The 3,648-nt window shown below is 64.1% G+C and carries 2 protein-coding genes and 1 pseudogene; all 3 read left to right on the top strand.

Going from position 1 to position 3,648, the window contains the following annotated elements:
* Nucleotides 1–462 precede the first annotated feature (462 nt).
* The 3 genes and pseudogenes from ACFYPD_RS34030 to ACFYPD_RS34020 all read left to right on the top strand — a co-directional run bounded on the left by ACFYPD_RS34030 (nucleotide 463) and on the right by ACFYPD_RS34020 (nucleotide 3,040).
* A complete protein-coding gene (locus tag ACFYPD_RS34030; RefSeq protein WP_387122899.1) occupies nucleotides 463–1,686 on the top strand; it encodes a M4 family metallopeptidase in 1,224 nt (407 codons plus the stop codon).
* A gap of 56 nt (nucleotides 1,687–1,742) precedes the next feature.
* A complete protein-coding gene (locus ACFYPD_RS34025; protein WP_148425950.1) occupies nucleotides 1,743–2,051 on the top strand; it encodes a protealysin inhibitor emfourin in 309 nt (102 codons plus the stop codon).
* Between the two features lie 299 nt (nucleotides 2,052–2,350).
* A pseudogene (locus ACFYPD_RS34020) lies at nucleotides 2,351–3,040 on the top strand (IS6 family transposase).
* Nucleotides 3,041–3,648: the final 608 nt, after the last annotated feature.

Below are 3,648 nucleotides of genomic sequence, written 5' to 3'. Positions count from 1 at the left end.
CGGCACTGCTGGCTGGACGAGCGGGAGATCGTCGGGCGGATCGGGTCGGTCAGCCCCCAGCCGGGCGTCCGCCGGCACCAGGCCTCCTGGCTGCCACCCTGGCATGGTTGGGCGTGTTCGGACTCCGTCATCGGAATCCCCGCCGCAAGGAGTTGGTCGGCCACCAGGTTCCCCGCGTTTGCGCCGCCCATGTGGGTGAGGAAGGAGCCTGCGCTCTTCAAGATCGCGGATCTCCCACCACACTTGGAGCTGAACAACGATCACCGATACTCAAGGATTCGCAATTGTGCACGAGGCCGTTTGGCGCCCCGCCCTCCGTTGCAATCCATCGGCGAGCGCCAGTTCGATGGTATGTTCATGGTCGCCCCGGATCAGCGGAGCGGGCCTTGTGCCCCTGAAGTACGGAAATTATGGACCTGCCCGGGTAGGCTGACCTCGACCCGACCAATTCCGAGGTGTTCCATGACTACAGCGCGCCGTTGCCTGAACTGCGTTACTCCTCCCTATATCCTGAAAAAGCTCATCGAGAGCGGGGAAGAAGATATCCGTCAGGCCGCCCTGAATACGCTTGTAAGCACGGCCCAACTGCGCGGAGGGCGAGCCGTACGCGCAAGTTTCGCTGGCGCCGCCGCGGCCCCCGTCAACGGCCGCCGAACGATCTTTGACTGCCACAACAGCACTCCACTTCCGCTCGCCGCGTTGGTCAGGTCCGAGTCTGATCCACCCGTCGCCGATGCGTCTGTCAACCGAGCATTTGACGGACTCGGCGCGACCCGCGACTTTTACAAAAAGGTGTTCGACCGCAATTCGATTGATAATCGCGGAATGCGCCTGCAAGGATACGTCCACTACGGAACGCGCTACAACAACGCATTCTGGGACGGACAAGAGATGGTGTTCGGCGATGGAGACGGACGCATCTTCACAGATTTCACCGGATCCCTCGATGTGATCGGCCACGAGTTGGCGCACGGAGTCACGGAACACACCGCCGGGCTGGATTATCACAATCAATCCGGGGCACTGAACGAGTCACTGTCGGACGTTTTCGGGGCGATGGTTAAGCAGTGGACGCTGCACCAAACGGCAGCCCAGGCGGATTGGCTGATCGGGGCGGAGGTATTCACGCCAGACATCAAGGCTGATGCGTTGCGGTCGATGAAGGCGCCGGGAACGGCGTTCGACAACGAGCTGTTCGGCAAGGATCCGCAGCCCGCCCACATGAGCCACTACGTCAAGCTGCCGGACACCGAACAGGGTGACTTCGGCGGGGTGCATATCAACTCTGGCATTCCCAACAGGGCTTTCTACTTGACAGCAGTGGGTATTGGCGGGTATGCGTGGGATGCACCCGGGCACATCTGGTACGAGTCCCTCAAAGCGTCCAGCGCTCAGACCCAGTTCCAGGAATTCGCCGACACCACCTATTTGAAGGCGGGACAGCTGCACGGAGCCGGCAGCGCCGAGCAGCAGGCGGTGCTGGCAGCGTGGAGCGAGGTCGGCATACGAGTCAGCGGCGCGCCGGGCGGCGCGGAAGCCCTTCGGGAACGCGTCCCGGCCGGTAGGGGAGACGGCCCGGTTCACGATGGGACAACAATCCCGGCCCTCAAACGGCAGATCGAGGCCCTTTCCGCTCAGGTGAATGCGCTGGCCGAGGGCGTCAGTGTGTTGACGCCGAAGCCATGACCGCCTGCGCGCCAACCCTAGGATTTTGGGACGATCCCGACTGCTCGGAGCGTGGGATGAAGGTGACGCTGGCGACCCATGGCGGGCAAGCGGCCGCGATCAACCTGCGCCTCCCGCCCCGAGTCGTGGACGCCGAGGCTCTGCCCGAGCAGGCAGCGCGAGAGCTGGCCGAGCTGGTGGAAGCAGCGAAGACCGCTCCGGCTGCCAAGGAACGGAGACCCGGACAGGCCCGGGACGCGATGAGCTACACGATTACGGTGGAGGACGCTGGCCGGTCGGCTGTCCTTACCCAGTCGGACACGACCATGTCGCCGGCGTTCGCCGCCCTGCTCACATGGCTCGAACGACGCCTAGCGATGGAATGACGTGAGACGGTGGGTGACCTCGTCGGCAAGGCTGCGCCTTGCAGCGACAAGGCCGCACATGAGAGCCGCACAGGGCGACCAGGTGACCTTGTCGCGGGTCAGCGGCACCGACGGAAGCTGTCCGCTCATCGGCTACTGACGAGGTCCCCGGCGTGGGCCGAGGACCTCGTCAGTAGCTTCCTAGGCGGCGGTCAAGGTGAACTGGCCGGGCGGGACGGAGAAGGGCTCCGTTGCGTTGAGCGTTGGCATGGTCGAGGCAGACTTGAGCGGTGAAGTCGCCGACCCGCTCTCGCCCGTGGATGCCTCCGAAGTCGGCGTTCGCCGGGTTCCGGTTCCCGACCGAGGTGATCGTCCTCGCGGTGCGATGGTATCTGCGGATCAACCTGTCCTACCGTGACGTTGAAGAGCTGCTAGTCGAACGTGGTGTCGAGGTCGACCACGTCACCGTCTACCGATGAGTACAGCGGTTCACCCCGCTGCTGTACGACGCCGCCCGCTTCAGCCGCCACTCACCCGGCGACAAGTGGTTCGTCGACGAGACGTATGTCAAGGTCAACGGGGTCTGGCGGTACGTGTACCGGGCAATCGACCAGTACGGGCAGGTCATCGACGTGCTCGTCTCGACCCGCCGGGACGCCGACGCGGCCTGCAGGTTCTTCCGCAGGGCCCTGTCGACGTTGAAGGTGACACCCAGCGAGGTCATCACCGATGCGGCGCCGGTCTACCCCGGCGTGCTCGACGAACTGATCCCACAGGCGTGGCACCACGTCGAGCAGTACGCCAACAATGCGATCGAGGCCTATCACAGCCGGCTCAAACACCGGGTGCGGTCAATGCGCGGGCTACGAACCGACAAGACAGCACAAGTGATCATCGCCGGACACGCGTTCATGCAGAACCTACGACGCGGACATTACGAACTCGCCGTCGACGCCCCGCCGACAACGCGGGCCGCCATTGCGCTCACCGAACTCGCCCAAGCGATCTGACCGGGGACCCGATACAGGTTCAACGCGTCCAACGATCCAGTAACGCAACGACGCCCTGGCGCCAAATGAGGCAGAAGCGTAACAAGATCAGCCGATCGCACGAGCCGCTCTACATAGTGGACGCCCGCCGCCGACCCGGGTCGATCCGGATCCCGGAAAGTGGGCCAGAGCCAGATCCAGTCTCCGCGCGTCGCCGACACCCCCCGGGGGAAGCGGGCACAGGCTATCGAGAGGTGAGATCGGGTGCCAAGCAAGGCTGGAACTCGCCCGGTGCCAGCAGTTAGATGCCGGCCCTTCGAGGCCTTGGCCGGAGCGAGCCCCCTGGTCGAGACCACGAAAGGAGTAAGAACTCCTAACAGAATGATCTAGGCGGGAGCCTTGGTCTATCCCTGATGGACGTTCAACTACAGTGTTCGGCCGTGAGGCGAGGTGAGCAGCCGCCCTGGATCGTTTCGGACGACCTGTGGGCCGAGGTCGAGCCGTTGCTACCGCCCCGCCCGCCTCGTCGGCGGCGCTACAGATCTTGAATGGCTAGGGTGAGTCGGGTTCGAGGGTCAGGCTGGTGTGGGCGAGGAAGTTGTCGAGCAGGTCGGCCCGGTACTGGACGC

The sequence above is a fragment of the Micromonospora sp. NPDC005299 genome (genome assembly GCF_042872345.1).
Lineage (GTDB): Bacteria > Actinomycetota > Actinomycetes > Mycobacteriales > Micromonosporaceae > Micromonospora.
Note: the sequence above shows the minus strand (reverse complement) of the source record. Positions and strands in the feature narration are given on the sequence as shown.